This is a genomic window from Pseudomonas sp. 478, from assembly GCF_003254125.1.
Classification (GTDB): Bacteria; Pseudomonadota; Gammaproteobacteria; order Pseudomonadales; family Pseudomonadaceae; genus Aquipseudomonas.
In genome coordinates, this window is record NZ_QKZG01000017.1 from 54863 (window position 1) to 80856 (window position 25994).

Sequence of the window (25994 nt, forward strand, 5' to 3'; positions counted from 1 at the left end):
GAATTACTGGCCAACCTTGAAGCTATAGGCGCCTTCGCTTTTGTGGGTATCGACCGACACCGCGTGCCATTCGACTTTGTAGGCACCCGCTGCCAATGGTGCGGCCGGGGTGACGACCAGGGTTTTCTTGTCGCTGCCTTCGGTGGCGAGGCTCTTCACCGGCACGTTACTGCCGTCCTTGCTGATCGTAACTTTGGAAAAGGTTGCTTCAACGCCTTCGGAAAACACCAGGCGCAGTTCCGACGGTGCGCCCACCGTGCTGTCGGCGGCCGGGGTCTGGGCTTTCAGATGGGCGTGAGCAAATACCGATGAAGCGACGAACAGCGAGCCGAGCAGGGCGACGGTGGTCAGGGTTTTCTTGAGCAGCATCGTGGAACACCTCTGAGGCGGGTTCGAAAAGGCGCTCAGTCTACCTGCGAGAAGCCGGCTGTACGAAGTTTCGTTTTCCCTTGTCGCCGCGAGGTAGAGCGGATGCTAGTCTTGAGCAACGCTGTTGTCAGGGAGCCCTCATGGGCAATCACAAGATCGAGATTCGTCGCAGTAACGTCGAGAAAATTCTGTTGGGAGCCGAAAAGGTTTTCGCCGAAAAAGGTTTCGGCGGCACCGCCATGGCCGACATCGCCGCCGAAGTGCAACTGCCGCGCTCCAACCTCCATTACTACTTCAGTACCAAGAGTGAGCTGTACAGCGCCGTGCTGTTGGGTTTGCTGGAAGTGTGGAAACAGGACGCGCTGTGCTTCGAGATGTTCGACGACCCGCGCGTGGTGCTCAGCAGCTACATCCGCGCCAAGATGAACCACTCCCGCAGCCGGCCTTACGGCTCCAAAGTCTGGGCCAACGAAATCATCCATGGTGCGCCGACCCTGGGTGAGAAACTGGACGTCAGTCTGTACGACTGGGCCAAGATGAAAGAAGCGAAAATTCGCCAGTGGGTGGATGACAAACGCATCCTGGCGGTGGAACCTTCGAGCTTGCTGTACATGATCTGGGCGTCGACCCAGCACTATGCCGACTTTGATCATCAGGTGAATATTCTGAATGACCATCAGCCATTGTCGGACATGCAGTTCGAGCGGGCGGTGCAGACGGTGACGAGTGTGATCTTGCGAGGGATTGGATTAGAACCTTGAAGCTTGCGGAGCAGCTGCCGCCCTCATCGCGAGCAGGCTCGCTCCCACATTTGAAATGCATTCCAATGTGGGAGTGAGCCTGCTCGCGATGGCGTCCGTTCAGACTGTCACGTGATATGGATTCCTCGGATCATGATTCCAATCCAGAAACGGCTTCCCGTTCTCCATCGGCACCATCTCGATACAATCCTGCACCGGGCACGTGATCTGACACAGATTGCACCCCACGCACTCATCATCAATCACTTCATATTTGTGCGTCCCGTCCGCCTGCTTAAGGCTCGCTACCGCCTGGTGCGAAGTGTCTTCGCAAGCAATGTGGCAACGACCGCAACCAATGCAGGCCTCCTGGTCAATTTTGGCAATCACCTGATAGTTAATGTCCAGGTACTTCCAGTCCGTGGTGTTGCCCACCGCCCGCCCGGAAAAATCAGACACGCTGGCATAGCCCTGACTGTCCATCCAGCGTGACAACCCGTCCTTCATCTCCTCGACAATTCGGAAGCCATGCAGCATCGCCGCCGTGCACACCTGCACCGAGCCGCTGCCCAGCGCGATGAATTCCGCCGCGTCGCGCCAGCTGCTGATGCCGCCAATGCCGGAGATCGGCAGGCCTTGGGTCTGTGGGTCGCGGGCGATTTCGGCGACCATGTTCAGTGCAATCGGCTTCACCGCCGAACCGCAATAACCGCCGTGGGTGCTTTGACTGCCCACGGCGGGATTGGCGACCATGCGCTCCAGGTTGACGCTGGTGATCGAGTTGATCGTGTTGATCAACGACACCGCGTCCGCACCACCGCGATGGGCTGCGCGGGCGGCGACGCGAATGTCGGTGATGTTCGGCGTGAGCTTGACGATCACCGGCAGCGAGCAATACGTCTTGCACCAACGGGTGACCTGCTCGACATACTCCGGCACCTGGCCGACCGCCGCACCCATGCCGCGCTCCGGCATACCGTGCGGGCAACCGAAGTTCAGTTCGATGCCATCGGCGCCGGTGGCTTCCACCAGGGGCAGGATGCTTTTCCAGGATTCTTCGACGCAGGGCACCATCAGCGACACAATCAGCGCGCGGTCCGGCCAGTCCTTTTTGACCTGAGTGATTTCCCGCAGGTTGATCTCCAGCGAGCGATCGGTGATCAGCTCGATGTTGTTGAAGCCCACCACTTCGCGGTTGGCACCGAAGTGCGCCGAGTAACGCGACGACACGTTGACCGCCGCCGGGTCTTCACCCAGGGTTTTCCAGACCACGCCACCCCAGCCGGCCTCGAAAGCGCGGACCACGTTGTAGGCTTTGTCGGTCGGTGGCGCGGAGGCCAGCCAGAACGGATTGGGGGCTTTGATGCCGGCGAAGACAATCGAGAGATCGGCCATTTACGCAGCCTCCACGTTGAGCATGAGTTGGGTGTTGATCGCCTCGGCGGCCCGTTTGCCGTGCTGCACGGCCTGCACGGTGAGGTCCTGATCGAGACTGGTGCAGTCGCCGCCGGCGTACACGCCGGGGATGCTGGTGCGCAGGTTTTCGTCCACTTGAATCCGCTCGCCTTGACGCTTGAGTTCCCGGGCCAGTGGGTCGGCGAGGGCGCTGGCGTCGAAGGCCTGGCCGATGGCTTTGAAGATGGCGTCTGCGGCCAGTTCGAAGGTTTCGCCGGTGGTTTGCAGGCGACCTTCGACTAACCCTGTACGGGCGAAGCGCATGCCGCGTACTTGGCCTTGATCATCGAGTAGCACTTCTTCAGGTTGAGCCCACGTCAACAGGCGCACCTGATTGGCCTTGGCGATGTCCTGTTCGTGGCTGGTGGCGCCCATTTCATCGACACCGCGGCGGTACACCAGATTGACGTCGCGTGCTCCGAGGCGAGCCATTTGCACGGCCATGTCGATGGCGGTGTTGCCGGCGCCCAAAACGATACAACGGTCAGCGAGGGGGAGTTGGGTCAGGTCATCGGCCTGACGCAGTTCGCGGATGTAGTCAGTAGCGGCGAGCAGGCCCGGTGCATCTTCATGAGCAAGACCCAGCTGTTTGCTGGCGGCCAGACCCAGTCCAAGGAACACCGCATCGAACTGCTGATGCAGATCGCTGAGGGTCAGGTTCTCTCCAAGTTTCTGCCCGTGGCGGATTTCGATTCCGCCGATTTCCAATAGAAATTCGAGTTCCTTCTGCGCGTAATCGTCCACCAGTTTGTACTTGGCGATCCCGTATTCGTTGAGGCCGCCAGCCTTTTCCCGCGCCTCGAAAATCACCACGTCATGACCGTGCATGGCACTGCGGTGAGCGCAGGACAACCCGGCCGGACCGGCGCCGACCACGGCGATGCGCTTTCCGGTTGAGGCAGCACGGGTGAAGGGGTGTTCGCTGAAGTGTGCGTTGTCGACGGCGTAACGCTGCAACAGGCCGATCAGCACCGGTGCGCATTCATGGTCGTTGTTGCGCACGCAGGCTTGCTGGCAAAGCACTTCCGTCGGGCACACCCGGGCGCAACTGCCGCCGAGTATGTTGGCCGAGAGGATTTTCTGCGCGGCGCCCTGAACGTTTTCCTGATGGATATTGCGGATGAACGACGGAATGTCGATCTCGCTTGGACAGGCATTCACGCACGGCGCGTCGTAGCAATACAGACAGCGCGAGGCTTCCAGATGGGCCTGGCGGTCGTTGAACGGTGGCGCCAGATCGGTGAAATGGCCGGCGAGGGCGGCCGCATTCTCGTGCGGATGCGGGAGGTGGTTCAGGGTCTTGATCACGGTGTTGGCCTCACGGTTATTGAGGTGTCTGCCTCTGGTGGGCAGTGGTTTTGTGTTGTCGCTGCCGGCCTCTTCGCGAGCAGGCTCGCTCCCACAGGGGAACGCGTTTCAAATGTGGGAGCGAGCCTGCTCGCGATAGGCCGAAGGCCGCTTTCAGCGTTTCACTGCAGTCGGCCTGTTCAACTCAGCCCGCTTGCTCAGCAAATCAAACACCGCCGGATACGCCGGCCGCTCGACATACCGCCCGGCACCACGCTCGGCACGCAAATCACCATCGGCCCACACCACCCGGCCCTGGCTGACGGTGTGGCTCGGAACACCGCGCACGGTCTTGCCTTCGAAAATGTTGAAGTCGACCTGCTGATGGTGAGTCTGCGCCGAAATCGTTCGCGTACCTTCCGGATCCCACAGCACCAGGTCCGCGTCCGCACCTACGCGAATCGCGCCTTTACGCGGGTAGAGGTTGAAGATTTTCGCGGTGTTGGTGGAGGTGAGCGCCACGAAGTGCTGCATCGACAAACGCCCGGTGTTCACCCCTTCATCCCAGAGCACCGCCATGCGGTCTTCGATACCGGCCGTGCCGTTGGGGATCTTGCTGAAGTCGTCGCGGCCGGCGGCTTTTTGCTCGGCACAGAAGCAGCAGTGGTCGGTGGCGGTGGTGTGCAGGTTGCCCGATTGCAAACCGTGCCAAAGCGCCTCCTGATGGCCGCGCGGACGGAAGGGCGGGCTCATCACGTAACCGGCGGCGGTCTGCCAGTCCGGGTGTTGGTAGACGCTGTCGTCCAGCAGCAAATGCCCGGCCAGGACTTCGCCGTAGACTTGTTGGCCCTTGCTGCGGGCGTAGGTGATTTCGTCCAGGGCTTCCTTGGTCGAGACGTGCACCAGGTACAGCGGCGTGCCCAGGGTTTCGGCGATGCGGATCGCCCGACTGGCCGCTTCACCTTCAACCTGCGAAGGGCGCGACAACGGATGCGCTTCCGGGCCGGTCATGCCTTGGGCCATCAACTTGCGTTGCAGGTGATAGACCAGCTCACCGTTTTCCGCATGCACGGTCGGCACCGCGCCCAACTCCAGGCAGCGCTCGAAACTCGCTACCAGGGTGTCGTCGGCGGCCATGATCGCATTCTTGTAGGCCATGAAATGCTTGAAGCTGTTGACCCCGTGTTGGCTGACCAGCTCGGCCATTTCCTCGCGCACCTGTTCGCTCCACCAGGTGATCGCGACGTGGAAACCGTAATCCGACGCCGACTTCTCAGCCCAGCCGCGCCACTGATGAAAGGCTTCCATCAAGGATTGCTGCGGATTGGGAATCACAAAGTCGATGATCGACGTCGTGCCACCGGCAAGTCCCGCCGCGGTGCCACTGAAGAAGTCTTCACTGGCCACCGTGCCCATGAAGGGCAGTTGCATGTGCGTGTGCGGATCGATGCCGCCGGGCATCAGGTATTGGCCGCTGCCGTCGAGCACTTCGGCACCCGCCGGAACATCAAGATTTTCGCCGATGGCTTTGATCACGCCGTCGGCGCAATAGACGTCGGCACGATAACTTTCATCATGGGTAATAACGGTGGCGCCACGGATCAACAGAGACATTCCGAGTTCCTCGCAGGCAATGACCGACTTTTGCCGGTTCTAAATGTTTTATATGAAGCCTGCGCAAACAGGTGTATTCCTGTCAGCGCTGTCAGGAATAAACGCTAGTCTGAGTTTGAGGATTGAGCAAGAATATTTTTTATAAGCTTATATCTGTTTTAAGTAACTGATAATTAACAATTAAATCATTAGATCACCAAAATGGTGAGGCCTCTCACCATTTTGACGCACTTGACAGGTTGTAAAAATAGGCGAGATTTCTTATGTGAAATCAGCCGCTTGAGGATGGTCTATGGTTGATGCGCGACGTTGAAAAAAAGTGGTGTGCACCAGATTGAGTCCTGACTGTTCGGACAACTTGCCTGGCATTTGGCCTGAGTGAACAAGCAAGTAACCGATGACTCATCGGCTATTTAAATAAAACTGATAAACATCAGTTGGTTACAAAGTTTTTATGGAACTGCCCGATGCGCAAACGGGGTAACCGGCACGCTAATTGATGCCACCAGCCCCTGATGAGCAAAAAATAATTCAAAGAACAGTGGAGCGGCCATGCAACAGATCAGATCGCAAGTGACCGAGCGCGACGGCTTGTTTGAGCTCGAAGCCGGCAGTGATGTCCTCGACAGCCCCCGTTTCAACCACGACATGGCACCGACCAAGGTGCGCGAACGCACCTGGAACAAATGGCACATCACTGCGCTATGGATTGGCATGGCGGTCTGCGTGCCGACCTACACCCTCGGCGGCGTGCTCACCGCGTATTTCGGCCTGAGCGTCGGCGAAGCGCTGCTGGCGATTCTGTTCGCCAACATCATCGTCCTGATCCCGTTGACCCTGAACGCCTTTCCCGGCACCAAATACGGCATTCCGTTTCCGGTGTTGTTGCGTTCGTCCTTCGGCATCCTCGGTTCGAACATTCCGTGCCTGATCCGGGCGCTGGTGGCGTGTGGCTGGTTCGGCATTCAGACGATGTTCGGCGGGCTGGCCATTCACCTGTTTCTCGGCTCGGTGTTCGACGGTTGGAAATCCCTTGGCGGTACCGGCGAAGTGATCGGGTTCATGATGTTCTGGGCCTTGAACCTGTGGGTGGTGATACGCGGTGCGGACTCGATCAAATGGCTGGAAACCCTCTCGGCGCCGTTGTTGATATTGGTGGGTGTGGGCCTGTTGGTATGGGCGATGCCGAACGTGTCGATGACCGAGTTGCTGGCGATCCCGGCCAAACGTCCGGAAGGCGCGAGCGTGGTCAGTTACTTTGCCGCCGGGCTGACCGCCATGGTCGGGTTTTGGGCCACCTTGTCCCTGAACATTCCGGATTTCAGCCGCTATGCGAAAAGCCAGAAGGATCAGATCGTCGGGCAGATTATCGGCTTGCCCCTGACCATGTTTCTGTTCGCCTCCCTCGGCGTGGTGATGACCGCCGCCTCGGTAAAACTGGTGGGCGTCACCGTCTCCGATCCGGTCACCCTGATCGGTCATATCCAGAGCCCGGTCTGGGTCGCACTGGCCATGGCGCTGATCATCATCGCCACGCTGTCGACCAACACGGCGGCCAACATTGTTTCGCCGACCAACGATTTCCAGAACGTCGCCCCCAAGCTCATCAACCGCACCACAGCGGTGATGCTCACCGGCCTGGTCGGCTTGGCGCTGATGGCCCATGAGCTGTTGAAGAAGCTCGGTTTGATCGTCTCGGATTTAAGCCTGGAGACGGTGTATTCCAACTGGTTGCTGGGCTATTCGAGCCTGTTGGGCCCGATCGCCGGGATCATGGTGGTGGACTATTTCCTGATCAAGAAACAGCAACTGGACTTGGCCGGCCTCTATCGCGATGACGTTTACCCAGCGTGGAACTGGTTCGGGTTTATCGCGTTCGGCGTGCCGGTGGCGCTGACGCTGCTGTCGCTCGGCAGCAATGCATTCAGTTGGTTCTACGACTATGGCTGGTTCACCGGCTCGGTGCTGGGTGGGCTGATTTATTACGGGTTGAGTGTGATGCGGCCGAGTCCGATTGCTGTGAAAACTGCGGTGTGACGGATGGCCCTATCGCGAGCAGGCTCGCTCCCACATTTGGAATGCATTCCCCTGTGGGAGCGAGCCTGCTCGCGATGGCGGCCTCGAATACACCCAGCAAATGCCTGAAGAAACCTATAACAACTGCCTGAGGAGATCATCATGAACGCTGCCGTAGACGTTCTGCAGTCCACCCATCAGCACATCAACCGCGACCGTCTGTGGCAGTCGCTCATGGATCTGGCCAAGCTCGGTGCCACGGTCAAGGGCGGCGTCTGTCGCCTGGCCCTGACCGACCTCGACCGCCAGGCCCGGGACATTTTCGTCAACTGGTGCGAGGAGGCCGGCTGCACCGTCAGCATCGACGCCGTCGGCAACATCTTCGCCCGCCGCCCCGGCCGCAACCCAAACCTGCCACCAGTGATGACCGGCAGCCACATCGACACCCAACCCACCGGCGGCAAGTTTGACGGCTGCTTCGGCGTACTGGCCGGCGTCGAAGTGCTGCGCACCCTCAATGACCTCGGCGTGGAAACCGAAGCGCCGCTGGAAGTCGTGGTCTGGACCAACGAGGAAGGCTCACGCTTCGCTCCGTGCATGATGGGCTCCGGTGTATTTGCAGAAAAATTCACCCTCGAAGAAACCCTGGCCAAGGTCGATGCCGAGGGCGTCACCGTTGGTGAAGCCTTGAATGCCATTGGCTATGCTGGCGAGCGCAAAGTCAGCGGGCATGCGGTCGGCGCCTATTTTGAGGCCCATATCGAACAAGGCCCGATCCTTGAAGACGAACACAAAACCATCGGTGTGGTGATGGGCGCCCTCGGGCAGAAATGGTTCGACCTGAAACTGCGCGGCGTCGAAGCCCACGCCGGCCCGACACCGATGCACCTGCGCAAGGACGCCCTGGTCGGCGCCGCGGTGATCGTCGGTGCAGTCAACCGCGCCGCCCTCGGCCATCAACCCCACGCCTGCGGCACCGTCGGCTGTCTGCAAGCCTATCCCGGCTCGCGCAACGTCATCCCCGGCGAAGTGCGCATGACCCTGGACTTCCGGCATCTGGAACCGGCGCGGCTGGACTCGATGATCGCCGAAGTCCGCGAAGTCATCGAAACCACCTGCGAGGAACATGGCCTGACCTTCGAACTCACACCCACTGCGGACTTCCCGCCGCTGTACTTTGACAAGGGTTGCGTCGAAGCGGTACGCGGTGCCGCTCAAGGGTTGGGCCTGTCGCACATGGACATCGTCAGCGGAGCAGGGCACGACGCAATCTTCCTCGCCGAACTCGGCCCGGCCGGGATGATCTTCGTACCGTGCGAAGGCGGCATCAGCCACAACGAAATCGAAAACGCCGCGCCGGATGACCTGGCGGCCGGGTGTGCGGTGTTGTTGCGGGCGATGCTGGCGGCGTCGGCGGCGATTGCCAGCGGAGAATTGGCGGCCTGAAACGCAAAAAACCGTAGCCTTCGGCAATGAGTGCGCCGCCGAAGGCTACGACTTCTAGAGGCAGACCTGGCGAGGCGATTTAACGACGCGCTTGCAACAGGCTGAATAGCAACATCCCCGCCAGCATGGCAATCGCAAACACCCACGCCTGCCAATGCCCCGTCGGCAACAGCACCAGCGCCGGCCCGGGGCAGATGCCCGCAATGCCCCAACCGACCCCGAACAGCAAACTGCCACCGATCAAGCGTCGATCCAGTTCACGACTGACCGGCAACTGCATAGGCTCCCCCAGCAATGACTTGGATTGTTTCATGGCCCAGTGAAACGGCACCCAGGCCACGGCAATCGCCCCGATCATCACCAACGCCAGGGAGGGATCCCACAGACCGGCGATATCGAGAAACCCCAGTACTTTGGCCGGATTTGCCATGCCGGCCAACAGCAGGCCGATGCCGAACAACAGGCCGGCGAGGAAAGCCGTGAGTTTTTTCATGTTCAAAACCCCAGTAGATGGCGCAGCACAAACACGGTCACAAAGCCTGCGAACATGAAGCTCAACGTTGCGACGATGGAGCGTGGTGACAGCCGCGAGATACCGCACACCCCGTGGCCACTGGTGCAACCAGAGCCATAACGGGTGCCGATGCCGACGCACAGTCCGGCGATGATCAACCCGACGATGCCGGACTTGAATTCAATGGTCGGCCACACCTGAAACAGCGCCCACAATAGGGGCGCCGCCAGTAGTCCGAGGATGAACAAGGCTTTTTCGCCCCGTCCCGAATCACCTGGCGATAGCAGACTGCCGAGCAATCCACTAATCCCGGCGACCCGTCCATTGGCCATGACCATCACGCTGGCCGCCACGCCGATCAACGCTCCGCCTGCCAACGCGGACCAAGGTGTGAAATGCAGCGTATCCAGCATCATGGCAACTCTCCAGGCAGGTAAGGGACAACATTAAATCACTCTTTTACCTGAGCTTAGGGCAGCCGCCGCGAGAAGGCGCTACGACCAAAAGATCAAAGTTTTTATCGGCGCGTCACAAACCATAACGCTGGATCGTCATCTCGTTGAATCCCCCAAACAGTGGAGCAACACGATGTCGTCCAACACCCAACCGGTCAACCTGCTGCAATCGATTCCTCAGGTGTTCGAAAGCCTGACCCAGGTCCATGTCACCCTCGACAGCCACGATCTGGACCCCACCCTCAAACACTTGCTGCACCTGCGTGCCTCGCAGATTAACCAGTGCGGTTTCTGCGTGAAGATGCACACCCGCGAGGCCCGTGACGCCAATGAAACCAACGAGCGGCTGGACCGCCTGATCGTCTGGCGCCACGTCAGTGATTTCAGCGCCGCCGAACGCGCCGCCCTGGCTTGGACCGAAGCCCTGACCGTGCTCGATGAAAAGACCGACTACGCCAGCCTGCGCGGTGACTTGCGCGACCACTTCAATGACGCGCAAATCGGTGCCTTGACGGCCGAGATCGGCATGATCAACCTGTGGAACCGTTTGCAGGTGTCGAGGCACTGATTGATGAACTCCGCTGAAAACGCCGCCGCTGTGTTCGAGCAGCGCCGGCCCTTTTTGCTCGGTCTGGCGTATCGCATCCTCGGCTCCCGCGCCGAAGCCGAGGATGTCGTGCAAGAGCTGTTCATCAAATGGCTGGAGGCCGACCGCGCCGCCATTGCCACGCCAGCCGCCTGGCTGACCACGGCGTGCACCCGGCACTGCATCGATTTGCTGCGCTCAGCTCACAATTCGCGGGTTGATTACATCGGCACCTGGCTGCCGGAACCGATTTACACCACCCATCACGATTCACCCGAACACCGGCATGAACTGGCCTCGTCGCTGTCCACCGCGTTCCTGTTGCTGTTGGAGCGTTTAACCCCCAAGGAGCGTGCGGCGTACCTGCTCTACGAAATTTTCGACATGGATTACGCGCAAGTCGCGGATGCGGTCGGGGTTCAAGAGGCTGCCTGCCGCAAACTGGTGTCCCGAGCCAAGGCCAGCCTCGGCAGCGGGCACACGCGCTTTCAGCCGGAACCGGCGCGTCAGGACCAATTGCTCAACGCCTTCCATAGCGCCATCGCCAGCGGCTCGACCAACGCTCTGATGGCGATGCTGAGCGAAGACGTCGAACTCTGCGCCGACAGCGGCGGCAAGGCCTCGGCGATCCGCGAAACGTTGTCTGGCATGTCCAGCGTGCTGGATTTCATTGGCCAGTCGTTGCACGTCTATTGGCAGACTTGCGAATGGCTGCCCAGCGAAATCAACGGTGCTCAAGGCGTGATCATCAAGGCGGACGGGGTCATCACTGCGTCGATGACCTTTGGTTTTGATGAAGGGGGGCGGGTGAGCCGGATTTTCATCATGCGTAACCCGGAGAAGTTGGCGGGGTTGCAGGATTTGTTGGATGTGCAGTGACGCAGTGCAGCAGTGCAGCAGCGTTGTGCCCCAGAGCGAAGGGACTTGCAATATTGAAGTTATACGGTGAGCTCCAATTAATGCCATTGACGCGTTATTTCCTGCCACTGATCGTCTGACAGCCACTTATCTGCCACCGGAAAGAAAATATTTTCCTCCGAGTCCATATGATCGAAATATTTTTTGATGAAATCCTCGACAGTGTCAGCAATTACTCTCGTTTCCAGAGTTGTGTCCTCCAATGTCTTCAGCTGTCCGGCAATGCGTCCAAATGCTTGGTGATCTCGCTCGATATCCTTGACCCGTTGGTGGATCGGTGCCTCAGTCGCTAGCAAGGCCAGCCGAATAAGTTCTTCATTTTCGTGGTGGTGTCGCTCTGCATCACCATGCAAGGTTTCCAGCATCTTGAACAACAGCTTGCAGTCATCAGCACCATCGGGTTCATGCTTCATCTTTCTCAGCAACTCTTTGATCCGAGTGATTTTTATAGCCACCTCATGATGATAGGCCTGAAGTTCTTTCAACAAGACGTTCATATCAAATCCTCACGACACCAAATCATCACAGAGAAATATTCTTTAACCAGCAATCTCCAAGGATACCCAAGCCTTTAAATTTCCATATTTATCAATAGCTTTCCAATCGCGCCCAGCAGAACTATTTACCCTTTTGAGTATAGGCGAGCACAAAGATCCCACCTCCGGAAATTTGCCGTCCTCGTCACAGGGATCGCGTTCGCAAGATCCCGCAGGTGAGCCATTTGCACTATCCCACCCCCTCGCGGTCGTAATCTTCACAGGGCGGCGCATGAATGCGCCGCCGTACGCGTGGAGATCCAATGAGCCAGGACGTCCTGACCACCGAAACCAATCGCCGTCAGTTGCAGCAGATCATCGCCGGCCTGTCCGATGGGGTGATTTTGCTGGAGCTCGACCAGACCCTTCTCTGGGCCAATGACGCCGCGTTGGCCATGCACGGCGTCGGGCAACTCAGCGAGCTGGGGGCGGATGCCAGGGAGTACGCCAAGCGCTTCGCCTTGCGTTATCGAAATAATCACCCGGTTCAGACCGACAATTATCCGATCAGCCGCGTCGCCCGAGGCGAGTCCTTCAGTGATGTGTTGGTTGAGGTGACGCCTGCCGACGACGAAGAGCGCACCTGGGTTCACAGCGTGCGCAGCATGGTGTTGGCCGACAGCGCTGGCAAGCCGGAGTCGCTGGTGCTGATCATGAACGATGTCACGGAGTGGGCCAGCGCCGAACAGCGTTTCGAAAAAACCTTCAATGCCAACCCGGCCCCGGCGGTGATCTGTCGCCTCAGCGATTTACGCTACATCAAGGTCAACCCGGGCTTCCTGGAGATGACCGGCTATACCCGTGATCAGGTGATCGGCCGTTCGACCTATGAACTGGACGTGCTGGAGGGCGCCGAAAACAGAGACCTGGCCAAGCAGCGGTTGCGCGAAGGGGTGACCATTCCGCAAATGCAGGCGCAGTTGCAGTTAGCCGAAGGTGGCAGCAAACAGGTGATCGTCGCTGGCCAGCCCCTTGAACTGAACGACGAAGCCTGCATGCTGTTTTCCTTCGTCGACATCGAGCCTCGGCATAAAGCCGAAGTCGCCCTGCGCCAGAGCGAGGAACGTTTTGCCAAGGCTTTTCGACTGACCCCTGTGCCGATCCTGGTGTGCAACGCCGTCGATCAGGTGGTGATGGACGTCAATGAAGCCTTCCTCGATACGCTCGCGTATTCCAGTGAGGAAGTGCTTGGTAAATCGGTAACGCAGATCGATTTTATTGATGACACAGGTGCCCGCGCGCGACTGTTTACGGCGCTGGAAAAAAACGGAAGCGTGGATCGTGTCGATGTCCGGGTACGCAAGAAAGGCGCCGGGCTGATCGATTGTGCGGTCTCGGCCGACACCGTGAACATTCAGGACCGGCCCTGCTACCTGCTGGTGTTTATGGACATCACCGAACGTAAACGCACAGAGCTGGAGTTGGTGTCGGCGATCGAAGAGGTCATGAAAGACGCCTCCTGGTTCAGCCGCACGCTCATCGAAAAACTCGCTAACGTGAAAAACGTCAATTCGCCGCTGCTGCCTAGTGTGTCTTTCACCGACCTGACTGCCCGCGAGCGTGACGTGCTTGGCCTGATTTGCGAAGGCCTGGCCGACAAGGAGATCGCTGCACGGCTAAAACTTGCACCGAATACGGTGCGCAACCATGTCTCGACGGTGTATTCCAAGCTCGATGTTCACAGTCGTAGCGAGGCGATTGTCTGGGCTCGCGAGCGCGGTTTGTTCTCCAGCGAGTGGCGGCCCAAGGCTCAGCGTTAGGTGCAAATGCACTACTCGACGGGGTGCAAATTGATGTTCTGGACGGGGGCGGCAGTTCTTAGGCTGTAAGGGTGCGATACAGGTCTTCGGGTATCGCGTCCATTCAAAACAGCGACAGGAACTGCCAGATGATTTATGTGACGCAATTGCGTATGCAACTGGAGCGGAGCTTTTCGCCGTTGGCCTGTGAGTGCAAGGTTACGGGTGAACATTCACTGACGGTGAAGCTCTATCATCCGGTGTCGGGGCAGGTGGATCTGGTGGTCAGTGGGTTGAGCGTGGCCAACCTCAGAACGCCGGAGGCGGTGGCAGCGTTGATCGAAGAGCTGCGTTATGAACTTGAGAGCAACACGTTGCGTTGTCGCGAGACATCTTAGGAACTGTCAGGTTTTGCCGACGGTCGTATAAGGAATACGAGAGTATTTTTTCTGTGACCGGTCCGCGGGTACGCGGTGAGAGTGTTGGGTCGCGGAACATGTCGATCACTTACCGCGGGTCAACTTATGAAAAGTCTTGGGAAATGCACTTTTACAACACTGTCGTTCGCACTCTGCATGGCGATTCTCGGGGGTTGTGCGAGTCCGCCACCGCCACCTCCTGCTGCGCCGCCTCCACCCCCTGTGCGCACCTGCCAGACCACTGAAAACACCGATGTACAAGGCGATGTGAGGGCTGAGGGGCAGGTGACCCGGGAAACGACGCTCACTCGTTGCGTCACTCAATAAGCATCCATCGGCTCACGCTGAACCGCCAGCGGCACTGTGCTGCTGGCGGGTGTCCGCGCGTTTTGCTCAGACTTCCTCGATCCTGACCCAACGCGACTCCCGCGCTGCCAACCGGATCGCCGTCGCCAGGCGTTCGACTTCCCACGCCTGTTCGAAATCCGTTCCACCCTGAGACAAGCCTGCCAGCGCCATTACTAGATCATGGACTTCCAGCGTCTTGAGTTCGTTGTAACCCAACTGATGCCCTGCCGCCGGACTGAACGCCGCATAACCCGGTAGATTCGGCCCTGCCAGCAAGCGTTGGAAACCGTCCTGGCCGGCACGAAACAGACGCAGTTCATTCAGGCGCTCCTGATCGAACACCAACGTCCCTCGGGTGCCGCTGATTTCAAAACTCAAGTGATTCTTGTAGCCGTGCTTGAGCCAACTGCTGCTGAACGTGCCACGGGCGCCGTTGGCAAATCGCAACAAGGCGTGGACCTGATCGTCGACCGCGATACTGCGTTGTTCCGGGCTGCCCGCCGTGGCGGGACGTTGCCGGTGCACGGTCTGGGTGTCGGCGCTCACTGCCTCGACATCGCCCACCAGATAGCGGGCCATGGCCAACAAGTGACTGCCCAGATCGGCCAGTGCGCCACCGGCATGATCGGCATCGCAACGCCACGACCAGGGCGACGCGGGATCGGCCATGAAGTCTTCGCTGAATTCGCCCTGGAAACTGATGATCTGACCCAAGTCGCCGTTTTCAATCAGCTCCCGAGCCAGCCCGATCATCGGGTTGTGCTGATAGTTGTAACCCACCCGCGTCACCACGCCCGCCGCTTTGGCCGCCAGACGCATGGCGTCGGCCTGTTGCAGATTCACCGCCAACGGCTTTTCGCAATACACCGGCTTGCCGGCGGCGAGGGCGGCCATGGCCATGGGGTAATGCAGGTGGTTGGGTGTGGTGATGGCGATCAGATTGACCTTGGGGTCATCGATCAGTTGCTGCCAGTCGCTATGCGCGGTGTCGAAACCCCAGGCGTCGGCGCAGTGGCGGGCACGCTGCGGATCGGCGTCGGCCAGGGCGGCGAGTTTGAGCTTGAGGGGCAGTTCGAAAACCGCACTGACGTTGCGAAACGCCAAGGCATGGGCGCGGCCCATGAAACCTGTGCCGATGAGTCCGATACCGAGTTCACGCATAGCCGGGGTCCTTTTGGGATTTTGTTTTCAGGAGGGGCTATTTATGGAATAAATATTCCTTATTTGCAAATGGTGGAATTAATATTCTTTAGCGCGATCGTTCCCACGCTCTGTGAACGATCATTAGCGCAAAAAAAGAAGGCAGCCCGAAGGCTGCCTTTTGTTCATCCGGTAAATCGGATCAGGACAAGAATCCACCATCCACATTCAACGAAACCCCAGTGGTGTAACTCGACGCATCACTGGCCAGATACAACACTGCTCCCGCCATCTCACTCGGGTCCGCCACACGCTTGAGTGGAATCTGTTGCAATGCGGTGTTCAAAATAGCCTCGTTTTTCACCAGCGCCGAAGCAAATTTGGTGTCGGTCAGGCCCGGCAGCAGGGCGTTGCAGCGGATGCCGAACTGCGCGCATTCCTTGGCGAACACTTTGGTCATGTTGATGACCGCCGCTTTGGTCACCGAGTAGATGCCCTGAAAGATTCCCGGCGAGATGCCGTTGATCGAGGCGACGTTGATGATGCTGCCGCCGCCGTTTTCGCGCATCAGCTTGCCGGCTTCCACCGACATGAAGAAGTAGCCGCGGATATTCACGTCGACGGTTTTCTGGAACGCGCTGAGGTCGGTGTCCAGTACGTTGCAGAACTGCGGGTTGGTCGCTGCGTTGTTGACCAGGATGTCCAGGCGCCCGAACTGTTCGCGGATGCCGGCGAAGACTTGGCTGATCTGTTCCATTTCACCAATGTGGCAAGCCACCGCAGTGGCTTTGCCGCCAGCGGCGATGATCGCATCGGCCACGTGCTGGCAGCCGTCGAGTTTGCGGCTCGAGACGATGACGTGTGCGCCTTGCTGGGCCAGCAGTTTGGCGATGGCTTCACCGATACCACGGCTGGCGCCAGACACGAATGCGATTTTGCCGTCGAGGTCGAACAACTGAGTCTTGGACATGGTTTTTCCTTGTTATTGGGGGCCAGTGGCGTGATCAGAGGCTGGATTTTGAAATGACTTGCAGGCTCATCTGCTCCAGCAGTTTGTTCATGTGAATGAACTGTGCGAAGCGTTTGTCCTGGGTCTGACCATGGAAGAAGCGGTAGTAGATCTGCTGCACGATGCCGGCCAGGCGGAACAGGCCGTAGGTGTAGTAGAAGTCGAAGTTGTCGATCTGGATGCCTGAACGCTCGGCGTAGTAATCGACGAACTCACGGCGGGTCAGCATCCCCGGGGCGTGGCTCGGTTGGCGGCGCATCAATTGCACCGGTGCCGGGTCGTCGGCTTCGATCCAGTAGGCGAGGGTGTTGCCCAGGTCCATCAGCGGGTCGCCGAGGGTGGTCAGTTCCCAGTCGAGCACGCCGATGATGTCCATCGGGTTGTTCGGGTCGAGGATCACGTTGTCGAAGCGGTAGTCGTTGTGGACGATGCTGGAGGTTGGGTGATCGGCCGGCATCTTGTCATTGAGCCAGGTTTTGACCGCTTCCCATTTTGGCGCGTCCGGGGTCAGGGCTTTCTCGTAGCGATCGCTCCAGCCTTTGATCTGCCGCGCGACATAGCCTTCGGGTTTGCCGAGGTCACCCAAGCCATAGGCGTTGTAGTCGACCCGGTGCAGTTCAACGAATTTGTCGATGAAGCTCTTGCACAGCGTTTCGGTTTTCGCCGAATCCAGACCCAGTTCCGGGGGCAGTTCGGAGCGCAGGATGATCCCCTTGACCCGCTCCATCACATAGAACTCGGCGCCGATCACCGATTCATCGGTGCAGTGCACGTAGGCTTTCGGGCAGTACGGAAAGCCGTCCCGGAGCTGATTGAGGATGCGAAATTCGCGGCCCATGTCGTGGGCAGACTTGGCCTTGTGGCCAAACGGCGGGCGACGCAGGACAAACTCCTGTTCGGGGTATTCGAGCAAGTAGGTGAGGTTCGACGCACCGCCCGGGAACTGGCTGATCTGCGGCAAACCACTCAGGCCCGGAATGTGGGCCTTGAGGTACGGATCGATCAGGCTGGCATCGAGCTCTTCGCCGGTGCGGATACGGGTGGACTGGTCAGTAAGCGCCATGCTTATCCCTTCTGCTTATTTTGGAGGCCAGACATCATTGGCTAATCTAATGGTGCGCCGGGGGGAGCCACAAGCGTGGCACGGTCTTATAGGTTAGCGTGTTGCTGGATAATCAACGTTCCTGATGTGCGAAAGCAGCCTCGGCGGACTATGGTTCAGGGGAGGGTACTTCCAGGAAGGAGGTTTGAAATGGGTTGTCCGCAAGTCTGTGCCACCGCAACCCTGCAGTGCAGCTTCGGCGCGGCGCCAGCCGTGCTCAACGTACTGCCGGTGAATCGCATGCTGACCGCAGGCATGCCGGCGGCGAACATCATGGATCACATCCCGCTGGTCAACGTCATGCCGTTCGGCACGTGCATGAGCATGGCCAACCCGATGGTCGCGGCCGCCACCGCCGCAGCGCTTGGCGTATTGACGCCGATGCCCTGCATCCCGGCCACCGCCACCCCCTGGATTCCCGGTGGCGCGCCGACCCTGCTGCTGGGCGGTATGCCGGCCATCGATGCCAACAGCACGCTGATGTGCAACTGGGCCGGGGTGATCAAGATTGTGATGCCGGGGCAGATGCAAATGCTGATTCCCTGACTCACACGATCAAACTTTGGGAGCGGGCTTGCTCGCGAAGGCGGCGTGTCAGGCGACATTGATGTTGAATGTGAGGGCCTCATCGCGAGCAAGCCCGCTCCCACAGGGGATCTGCTGTTAATGCAGTATTTGTGAACAACAGTGATCACTGTGGGAGCGGGCTTGCCCGCGATGGGGGCATCTCAGCCAATACAAGGCGTCAGGCCTCGGCCGGATCACTCCAGCGTCTGAACCACCAGCGAACTCTGGAAATCGGCTTACCCTCGGCGTCCAGCGGTCGCCCATCAGCAGCAAAACCCTGTTCCGGCTCCAGCAGTTGACCGTTGAGATAACGGGCCTCCACGGCCGGTTGACCGTTGGGATGAAAGCGCTGATACCGCCCCTCGCGCACGCCATCGCGGTAGAACTCCGCCTCGGCCAGTTGCCCATGGGGAAAGTAATTGAACGCCTCTCCATGCAGCAGCCCTCGGCGGTAAGTCGCCTTGCGCTGTAGCCAGCCCTGCGGCGCATAGAAACTGGCGATCCCCTGCAGCTTGTCACGAACAAACGGCAGTTGCGCCGAGACCTTGCCGTTGGGGTGATAGAGCAGGGTAGTGCCTTGCAGCTCGCCCTGGCTGTAGTGCAAATCAGCCTGCGCGCGCCCGTCATCCTTGATGTGCAACGCACCGTCGAGCCTGCCATCGAGCAAGCGACCTTTGAGCTGTTTATCGTTCTGCTGCAAGTCCAGCGGCGTGATGGCCATGGATTCTCCTTGTCAGTTGACCTGCACCAGACCACCCTTGATCGTCAGCATGCCGCCGCCATCCACGGTCTGCGAAGCGGCGCCCTTGTTGGTCAGGCTGATCCCTGCATCATTGGTCATTGTCGTGCCAGCCTTGTTTTCCAATGAAGTACCGGCCTGATTGCTCACGGAGGTGCCGGCTTTCTGGCTGATCGAGGTGCTGGCCTCGGCCGCCAGATCGGCGCCGCTTTTGATCGTGAAACTACCGCCGCTTTGCAGGGACAGGGTACCGGTCACCTTGATCGTCAGGTTGCCGTCCACCGTCAGACTGTAGTCGCCGGTGACCTTGTGCGTGTAATTACCACCGGTGCTGTGGGTCTGGTCAGCGCCGACGGTCACTGTGCGACTGTCCTTCACATCCAGATTGTCGCTCCCCGTCTGGATGGTCACGCTGCGCTTGCCTTTCTCCAGGGTCACGGTCTCGTCGCCTTCTTTCACCGTGCGGGTGCGGGCGTTCTGCACCGTCAGGGTTTCGTTGTGGCCGACGGTGGCGGTGGTGTCGTTGAGTACGTTGATCTTGAAATCCTTCTGCGCCTGGAGAAAAACCTCTTCGGCGTCCTTCTTGTCCTCGAAGCGCAACTCGTTGAATCCACCGCCACCCTTGGACGATTGGGTCTTGATCCCGGACTGGGTCTGGTTCGCCGGCAACGCATAGGGCAGGGCGTTGTCACCGTTGTAGACGCAACCGGTCACCAGCGGCCGGTCCGGGTCGCCATCGATAAAGGTCACGATCACTTCCTGGCCGATGCGCGGGACGAACTGCATGCCGAAGCCCTTGCCGCTCCAGGGCAGCACCACCCGGACCCAGCAGGAACTGGCTTCGTCGTTCTTGCCATCGCGGTCCCAAGGGAACTGCAACTTGATGCGGCCGTATTCGTCGGTCCAGATTTCTTCGCCGGACTTGCCGACGACGATAGCGGTTTGCGTATGCATCCGTGGTTTGGGCGTGGTTCGCGCCGGGCGAAACGGCGTGGCTTTGGGTATGGCTTCGAAGCGATTGCGATAATCCTCGTGACTGGCTTCGTGGGTAACTGCTGTCACCACCCAATCGATGTTCAACGTCGCGTCGTCATGCCCAGCAAGGGTGAACCAGTGCCCCGGCACCAGCCAACGGCAGTCGCTTTCACCGACAAAACGCTTCTCCTGACTGCGCAACCCATCGACCCGCTGCTTGGTCAGCGCATCGCCGCGAGCCTTGGCGTTATAGCCACCCGGATGCTCGTACATCGAAAGCGGCCCTGCCACCGCTTCAGCCTGGCCGTAGAGCGACGTGGTCGGCGTGGTGAACTCATAATCCGTCGCCCGATACACCCCGGCGACGGCTTGCATGCACACCTGGCCGGAGCGGATGCCATGCAGCTCGCGCTCGCCCAGTTGCTGACCGAGATAGGTGACCTTCGGCCCGTTGGGAATCTGCGGGAAAGCGTCGTTGCTGTCCCCGAGTACCAGCGTGTGCTTGCCGTCATCGTGGGTGAAAAACCAGAAAATCCCTTCCTCTTCCAGCAACCGCGAAACGAAGGCGAAATCGGTCTCGCCGTACTGCACGCAATACTCGCGCGGGGTGTAGCTGCCGGTCAGGGACAGTTTGAAATCGGTAAAACCATGGGCCTTGAAAATCGTGGTGACGATGTCCGAGGTCGCAAGGTTCTGAAACACACGGTTGTTGCTGGCCAGGGTCAGCCACCAGAGCCATGGTCTTAACACCAGTTGATAACGTTCGGCGGTGGCATCGGCGGGGAGTTGGCGGATTTCCGCGACCAATGCATCGAACGGGCGGAGCAGAGCATCATTGTGCAGGGTGGTGGTGACGTGGGTGGCGACGGCGGTGGTCAGGGCAAGGGAGGCGCCGTCGTTGAGGCCGTTGAGGGTTTGTGTACCCAGCGCGTTGAGGGTTTCTTCGCCGGACAATGACTCAGGGTAAAGCGCCGACAGCGAAGCGGCGGTGAGGGAGAGGCTGGTATTGCTGTCGGTGGTACGGGGCATTGAATGGCCTCAGGGGGGTGGACAAGGGGAAGGCTTACCACTTGAACGTGCCACCTCTTTCATGGATTGAAGCCTGGTTATCACTGACCCACGCATCCATGTCGCGGTCTTGTCCATAGTCGTAGCTGTACATCAATACCGAATTTGCGACATAGGGAGCGAGTTGCGGTCCACAAAGCTGACAGGGGCTCAGTTCGATATAGATACGGGTGACGAAGTTGCTGTAATCACCGTCCGGAAGGGCGACGCTATTGATCGCCTGGACCAATGCACTGATTTCCGCATGCCCGCGCAGGGTCGTTACGACTTTCTTGGTCGTGGTGGTGTAGTTGCCGAGAAGATCCAGCTTCAATGCGCTGTCGCCGAATTTGTACATCAGCACGCCCCGTGCGGCATCGAAATGTTCGACCAGGGCGAAACAGGTCCCATGAGACGCCCCCGACCCAGCCAGAGCGCGGCGGTTTGAAGAGGACTCATGGCAAATACTGGCCAGGTCGGGAATGGTCCCGCCATTCGTGGCCTGGTTGGCCGCCAGCCAGGTGGCGTACAGGGGATTTGCCCCTGTCATTGCCACATTGCCGCCTGAGTAACGACCGACCTTGTGTATTTCTGTCATGCCCATCTCCTGTTGAAAACTCCGGTCACTTCACTCCGTCAATTTGCCTGCCATCTATGTCGTCCCCTTTTTCTCTTCTTCGGTTTCTTTTTTAACCTTTGATGGCAATGAAATAGCCGCTGAGATCGGTCTGCTCGTGAACTCGATTTTGTAAGTCAGCAGCACTGGTTGTGTACAGAGTAGTTTCTTGATTGAACGTGGCGGTATTTTCGTATTCGTCAACAAATTCGGCCCAGTGGAAATTCCCATTTCCCAAGTCCAGGTTGGCTCTGACAATGGTGTCGACACTGATCCATTTCCAGTTTCCATGAGGGTTGGCAAGCCGTATGTAACCGCCCTCGCAGCGGTCCGCCACGCTCCAGTGAGCACTGGCGGCAGCTACATGTTCTGACTGAACTCTTCCATCCAATCCATAAAACGAGTACGCGATCAGAATAGCGTCGTTAGCGTGAGCGTTGAGACCATTTATAAAGGATATACGGTCGTGGAAACTGACAGCCTCGGCGTTGTAGTCGAGTGATAAGATAACTTTCATTATTTCGTAATATCGAAACAATCCTCCCGCGCTGTTTGAAAAGACTTTTGCTTTTTTTTCTATGGCGGTAATGAGGTTATTATCGATGCCATATATCGATTCCAAAGCCATCCAGATGGAGAAGGCACCACAGTTGTAGGCGTTTTGGGTGCGTAGTTGCAATACTGGGCGCATGAGGGAACTCCTTGAAAATTAAATCCGTCTCTTTTTCAGGCGACAAATGTCATTTTTTCTTGATCCATGATTTGCCGCTCTGTTTTTGGAGTGGGGTCCATATTCCCGGATTGGCATTGGGGTTCAGTGTTCTTTTAAGGTCGCCAGGTGGCCCGATGAAACCCAACGCGCCATAAAATGTCTTGCCACCTTCCACTTTTGGTTTGCTCATGTCGGTTAAGGTCAAGCATCCATTTTTTCCTCTGCGCTCGGAAAACTGAACGGCACGTTCTATCAGTTCTGTCCCCGTTCCTGGCAGGGTTGGACTGGCGCAAAGATCTTCCACCTTAACGTCGGTGTCCTGGACCTTTAGTGTCATCAGTCCTGCAACACTTCCGCCTGCTTTGGTCAGCGCAATAAATTTGAATACCCCGTCGCCGTCGGTCAAATATGATTCTGCAATGTTGAGCGCGTCGTTTGCCTGGATGGCTCGCTGGTCAATCACCGTTTTGCTTTTGATTAAAGCATTTACCTGGAGGATGAAAGCTTTCGCGGCCTCGACGTAATGTTCCTGTTTTACTTGGTAAATGTCGTAAGTCATAACCAAGGCTCCATGTCTTTAATTAAAAAGGGGGGTTCGATACAAATAAATCTGTCCCCTTTGCCGCACTTACCAATAGGCGGTAAAGGCCGGAATCGCCGGAAATCCGGCGGGTGCGTCCGCAACATTGCTGCCCGCGACCATCTTCGCTGTTCCGGCAGTGGTGCCTGGGTAGTAGAAGGTATAGGGCACTGTCACTGTGGCTACACCCAGTTTTTTCTTGTGATCCAGGCTGTACGAACCTTCATCGGCCTGAATGTTGATAATGACTTTGCACGTCGCGCTATTGGCGATCAGGAAGTCGTGACAGGTCTGACAGGGAAATGCGTTTTGCGCCAGGTAGATGATGTTGGCGCCGCCTCTTGCATTGAAGGCCAGCATTTCAGCGTGTTCGCAGGGGTTTCTTTTATTCCCTGTTTCATAGGTTTTTTTGTCCTGTTTCCAGGTGGGTGGCGTTTGTTTTACGGCCGTTAACGTATGAAGTACGACTTGAACTGTCATGTCTGCTCTCTCGAAATTCAGCGTTTGAACAGAGGGGGACGTTATTCCAACACCCACTCCGCCAACTTTCCCGTCACCTGGGTCATCAACACATTCTCGACATCCCGTGCACCCGCGGCACTGCACTTGGCCAACACCGCCTGCACAATCCCGGCATCAAACTCGAACTGTTTGCCCGTCGCCGCTTTATACCGGCCACGCAATTTCTCCAGCTTCGCCAACACAATTCCTTCCAGCGTCGCCTCATCCAGCGGTCGATACGCCACCACCGTCATGCGAGCGAGAAACGCCGGTCGAAACGCTTGCAGCAGCACTTTATGCAGCGCTTCGTTAAACGCATCGGTACCCAGTTGCGCCACCGGCGTATCAAGCAACAACTCAGCCCCAACGTTACTGGTGGCGAGCATCACGGTGTTTTTGAAATCCACCACTAACCCGGTTCCGTCTTCCATGACGCCTTTGTCGAAGACGTTGTAGAAGGCTTCGAGTACATCCGGGTGGGCCTTTTCGATTTCGTCGAGCAGCACCACCGAATAGGGTTTGCGCCGCACCGCTTCGGTCAGCACGCCACCGCTGCCATAACCGACGTAGCCGGGTGGGGCGCCTTTGAGTTGGCTGACGGTGTGGGCTTCCTGGTACTCGGAAAGGTTGATGCTGATCAGGTTGCGTTCGCCGCCATATAACGCATCGGCCAAGGCGTAAGCGGTTTCGGTTTTGCCGACGCCCGTGGGACCGACCAGCAGGAACACGCCGACCGGTTTCTGCGGGTCGGTGAGGCCGGCGCGGTAGGCTTGCAAGCGCTGGGCGATGGTGCCCAGCGCGATGCTTTGGCCCATCACCCGTTGGCCCATACGCTGGCCGAGGGTGCGCACGGCGTGAGCTTCGTCGGCGAGCATTTTGCCCACCGGGATACCGGTCCAGCCGGCGATCACGGCGGCGACGGTTTTGGTGTCGACCTGTTCCGGCACCAGTGGGTCATCCTGGCGAATCGCGTCGAGTCCGGCTTCCAGCCGCACCAGTTCGGCGGCCAGGTGATCAATGCGGCTGTCGGTGCCTTCGTCCGGTTTGTCGCTGTCGGCGCGTTCGCTCAAGGCGAGCAACTCGCGGCGGGTTTCCAGCAGTTCGCGCACGGCGACCCGTTCTTCATTCCAGCGCACTTCCAGTTCGCGAATGGCCTGCACATTGGCGACGGATTCGGTTTCCAGCAGGGTGATGCGTTCACGGTGATCGAGCCCGGTGGCTTGTTCGCGACGCAGGCGTTCGACTTCATCCTTGAGGCTGTTCTGGCGATGACGCAGGCTTTCCAACGGCGGCGGCACGTCGTGCTGGCCGAGGGCAACCCGGGCGCACGCGGTGTCAAGCACGCTGATGGCCTTGTCTGGCAACTGGCGTCCGGAAATGTAGCGATGGGACAGTTTCACCGCTTCATGAATCGCGGCGTCCAGCACTTGCACACCGTGATGCTGCTCCAGTTTGGCGGCAACGCCACGGAGCATTTCCACGGCGGTGATTTCATCCGGTTCTTCGACTTGCACCAGCTGAAAACGCCGGGCGAGGGCCGGGTCTTTCTCGAAGTATTTTTTGTACTCCAGCCACGTGGTGGCGGCCAGGGTGCGCAACTCGCCGCGGGCCAGAGCCGGTTTCAGCAGGTTGGCCGCGTCGCTGCCACCTTCTGCGCCACCGGCGCCGATCAGGGTGTGGGCTTCGTCGATAAATAAAATGATCGGTTTTTCCGCGCTGCGCACGGCGTCGATCACGCCTTTGAGTCGCTGTTCGAACTCGCCCTTGACCCCGGCACCGGCCTGCAACAGCCCGAGGTCGAGTACCCGCAGGCTGACTTCCTGCAACGACGGCGGCACGTCTGCGGCGGCGATGCGCAGGGCCAGGCCTTCGACCACGGCGGTTTTACCGACACCCGGAGCACCCACCAGGATCGGGTTGTTCTGCCGACGCCGCAGCAAGATGTCGATGCATTGACGGATCTCGCCATCCCGCCCGACGATAGGGTCGATACGCCCGGCGTGGGCATCGGCAGTCAGGTCCTGAGTGTACTGATCGAGTACTGAATCCTGTTTTGGCGCTGAATGGCCAGCCACGACAGGACGCGGGCCGCCGACGTGCTCGCGAGAGCTTTCGGTCCATTCCAGCAGGTTGCTGCGCAACGCCTCCCGGGGAATCTTCAACAGCGATGAAGCACTGTTGAGCAGCAGGCTGCGGCGTTCATCGCGGTCGATCAAAGCGAGTAGCAACAAGCCCGAGCGAATGCTGTCCAGCCCCAGTACGCTGGCCTGGACCACCGCATCTTCCAGCAGACCGGTGGTGTGCGTCGACAGCGCCGGAGTGCGGGTGCTGCCGGATTTGAACAACTCCAGGGCCTTGTTGATTTCTGCGGTCAGGGCGTCGCGCTCCAGACCGAAGCGTGGCAGCAGATAGGCAAAGTCACCGCCCTCGATGTCCAGCAGTTCCAGCAACAAATGCTCGATTTCGACATAGTGATGACCCCGTTGCAGACAGCGTTGCGCTGCCCGTTCCAGGGCGCGGCGATTGTCCGGGTTGAGGCGTCCGATCAGACTGGCCAGTTCCAT

The 25994-nt window shown here is 58.7% G+C and carries 25 protein-coding genes; 8 read left to right on the plus strand and 17 right to left on the minus strand.

Translation table 11 applies throughout. The features are described from left to right. Positions 1 to 3: 3 nt before the first annotated feature. A complete protein-coding gene (gene copC / locus DFS28_RS27195) occupies positions 4 to 369 on the minus strand; it encodes a copper homeostasis periplasmic binding protein CopC (RefSeq protein ID WP_111452237.1) in 366 nt (121 codons plus the stop codon). Between the two features lie 140 nt (positions 370 to 509). On the opposite strand from copC, the gene DFS28_RS27200 reads away from it, so the two are divergent. Next, positions 510 to 1130 (plus strand): TetR/AcrR family transcriptional regulator, encoded by a 621-nt coding sequence (locus DFS28_RS27200; RefSeq protein WP_111452238.1) that lies wholly within the window; start codon positions 510 to 512, stop codon positions 1128 to 1130. Positions 1131 to 1229: 99 nt separating this feature from the next. On the opposite strand, the gene preA is transcribed toward DFS28_RS27200, so the two are convergent. From preA to hydA, 3 genes are all read right to left on the minus strand, one after another. Further along, positions 1230 to 2504 (minus strand): NAD-dependent dihydropyrimidine dehydrogenase subunit PreA, encoded by a 1275-nt coding sequence (gene preA, locus DFS28_RS27205; RefSeq protein ID WP_111452239.1) that lies wholly within the window; start codon positions 2502 to 2504, stop codon positions 1230 to 1232. Beyond that, the gene (locus tag DFS28_RS27210; protein ID WP_111452240.1) at positions 2505 to 3872 is read right to left on the minus strand and encodes an NAD(P)-dependent oxidoreductase; all 1368 of its coding nucleotides are present in this window, start codon (positions 3870 to 3872) and stop codon (positions 2505 to 2507) included. Between the two features lie 153 nt (positions 3873 to 4025). Next, a complete protein-coding gene (gene hydA, locus DFS28_RS27215; protein ID WP_111452241.1) occupies positions 4026 to 5465 on the minus strand; it encodes a dihydropyrimidinase in 1440 nt (479 codons plus the stop codon). 552 nt (positions 5466 to 6017) lie between these two features. Here hydA and DFS28_RS27220 point away from each other — a divergent pair. Next, positions 6018 to 7502, plus strand: a complete 1485-nt coding sequence (locus DFS28_RS27220) for an NCS1 family nucleobase:cation symporter-1 (RefSeq protein WP_111452242.1) — start codon at positions 6018 to 6020, stop codon at positions 7500 to 7502. A 141-nt stretch (positions 7503 to 7643) separates the two neighbouring features. After that, complete coding sequence (locus DFS28_RS27230; RefSeq protein ID WP_111452244.1) at positions 7644 to 8927, plus strand: Zn-dependent hydrolase; 1284 nt, start codon at positions 7644 to 7646, stop codon at positions 8925 to 8927. Between the two features lie 79 nt (positions 8928 to 9006). Here the strand turns inward: DFS28_RS27230 and DFS28_RS27235 are convergent, their stop codons facing one another. Continuing rightward, the gene (locus DFS28_RS27235) at positions 9007 to 9420 is read right to left on the minus strand and encodes a DUF6691 family protein (protein ID WP_111452245.1); all 414 of its coding nucleotides are present in this window, start codon (positions 9418 to 9420) and stop codon (positions 9007 to 9009) included. A gap of 2 nt (positions 9421 to 9422) precedes the next feature. Next, positions 9423 to 9857 carry a YeeE/YedE family protein gene (locus tag DFS28_RS27240; RefSeq protein WP_111452246.1) on the minus strand — a complete coding sequence of 145 codons (435 nt, stop codon included), beginning with the start codon at positions 9855 to 9857 and terminating at the stop codon, positions 9423 to 9425. Between the two features lie 172 nt (positions 9858 to 10029). Here DFS28_RS27240 and DFS28_RS27245 point away from each other — a divergent pair, with 172 nt between their 5' ends. Together DFS28_RS27245 and sigJ are read left to right on the plus strand one after the other, a co-directional pair. Further along, complete coding sequence (locus DFS28_RS27245) at positions 10030 to 10464, plus strand: carboxymuconolactone decarboxylase family protein (protein WP_111452247.1); 435 nt, start codon at positions 10030 to 10032, stop codon at positions 10462 to 10464. A 3-nt stretch (positions 10465 to 10467) separates the two neighbouring features. Then, positions 10468 to 11361 carry an RNA polymerase sigma factor SigJ gene (gene sigJ / locus DFS28_RS27250; protein WP_111452248.1) on the plus strand — a complete coding sequence of 298 codons (894 nt, stop codon included), beginning with the start codon at positions 10468 to 10470 and terminating at the stop codon, positions 11359 to 11361. 77 nt (positions 11362 to 11438) lie between these two features. On the opposite strand, the gene DFS28_RS27255 is transcribed toward sigJ, so the two are convergent. Then, on the minus strand, positions 11439 to 11897 hold the full coding sequence (locus tag DFS28_RS27255) for a hemerythrin domain-containing protein (RefSeq protein ID WP_111452249.1): 459 nt from the start codon (positions 11895 to 11897) through the stop codon (positions 11439 to 11441). A 302-nt stretch (positions 11898 to 12199) separates the two neighbouring features. On the opposite strand from DFS28_RS27255, the gene DFS28_RS27260 reads away from it, so the two are divergent. After that, on the plus strand, positions 12200 to 13696 hold the full coding sequence (locus tag DFS28_RS27260) for a helix-turn-helix transcriptional regulator (RefSeq protein ID WP_111452250.1): 1497 nt from the start codon (positions 12200 to 12202) through the stop codon (positions 13694 to 13696). Positions 13697 to 13824: 128 nt separating this feature from the next. Further along, positions 13825 to 14073, plus strand: coding sequence for a DUF1652 domain-containing protein (locus tag DFS28_RS27265; protein ID WP_111452251.1), 249 nt, complete (start codon positions 13825 to 13827; stop codon positions 14071 to 14073). Between the two features lie 414 nt (positions 14074 to 14487). On the opposite strand, the gene DFS28_RS27270 is transcribed toward DFS28_RS27265, so the two are convergent. The 3 genes from DFS28_RS27270 to DFS28_RS27280 all read right to left on the minus strand — a co-directional run bounded on the left by DFS28_RS27270 (position 14488) and on the right by DFS28_RS27280 (position 17654). Beyond that, entirely contained in the window at positions 14488 to 15603 is a 1116-nt protein-coding gene (locus DFS28_RS27270; RefSeq protein ID WP_111452252.1) for a Gfo/Idh/MocA family protein, read from the minus strand. A gap of 181 nt (positions 15604 to 15784) precedes the next feature. After that, positions 15785 to 16552 carry an SDR family oxidoreductase gene (locus tag DFS28_RS27275; protein ID WP_008149805.1) on the minus strand — a complete coding sequence of 256 codons (768 nt, stop codon included), beginning with the start codon at positions 16550 to 16552 and terminating at the stop codon, positions 15785 to 15787. 34 nt (positions 16553 to 16586) lie between these two features. Further along, entirely contained in the window at positions 16587 to 17654 is a 1068-nt protein-coding gene (locus DFS28_RS27280) for a phosphotransferase family protein (protein WP_111452253.1), read from the minus strand. A gap of 189 nt (positions 17655 to 17843) precedes the next feature. On the opposite strand from DFS28_RS27280, the gene DFS28_RS27285 reads away from it, so the two are divergent. Continuing rightward, positions 17844 to 18239, plus strand: coding sequence for a DUF4280 domain-containing protein (locus DFS28_RS27285; RefSeq protein WP_111452254.1), 396 nt, complete (start codon positions 17844 to 17846; stop codon positions 18237 to 18239). Between the two features lie 199 nt (positions 18240 to 18438). Here the strand turns inward: DFS28_RS27285 and DFS28_RS27295 are convergent, their stop codons facing one another. From DFS28_RS27295 to tssH, 7 genes are all read right to left on the minus strand, one after another. Beyond that, on the minus strand, positions 18439 to 18981 hold the full coding sequence (locus tag DFS28_RS27295) for a toxin-antitoxin system YwqK family antitoxin (RefSeq protein ID WP_111452255.1): 543 nt from the start codon (positions 18979 to 18981) through the stop codon (positions 18439 to 18441). A 12-nt stretch (positions 18982 to 18993) separates the two neighbouring features. Next, entirely contained in the window at positions 18994 to 21003 is a 2010-nt protein-coding gene (gene tssI, locus DFS28_RS27300; RefSeq protein ID WP_111452256.1) for a type VI secretion system tip protein VgrG, read from the minus strand. 34 nt (positions 21004 to 21037) lie between these two features. Next, complete coding sequence (locus DFS28_RS27305) at positions 21038 to 21619, minus strand: hypothetical protein (RefSeq protein WP_111452257.1); 582 nt, start codon at positions 21617 to 21619, stop codon at positions 21038 to 21040. A gap of 91 nt (positions 21620 to 21710) precedes the next feature. Further along, a complete protein-coding gene (locus tag DFS28_RS27310; protein WP_111452258.1) occupies positions 21711 to 22328 on the minus strand; it encodes a hypothetical protein in 618 nt (205 codons plus the stop codon). 49 nt (positions 22329 to 22377) lie between these two features. Next, a complete protein-coding gene (locus tag DFS28_RS27315; RefSeq protein WP_111452259.1) occupies positions 22378 to 22908 on the minus strand; it encodes a hypothetical protein in 531 nt (176 codons plus the stop codon). 69 nt (positions 22909 to 22977) lie between these two features. Next, positions 22978 to 23409: a hypothetical protein gene (locus DFS28_RS27320; RefSeq protein ID WP_132834332.1), complete on the minus strand. Its 432-nt coding sequence runs from the start codon at positions 23407 to 23409 to the stop codon at positions 22978 to 22980. A gap of 41 nt (positions 23410 to 23450) precedes the next feature. After that, complete coding sequence (gene tssH, locus DFS28_RS27325) at positions 23451 to 25994, minus strand: type VI secretion system ATPase TssH (protein ID WP_111452261.1); 2544 nt, start codon at positions 25992 to 25994, stop codon at positions 23451 to 23453.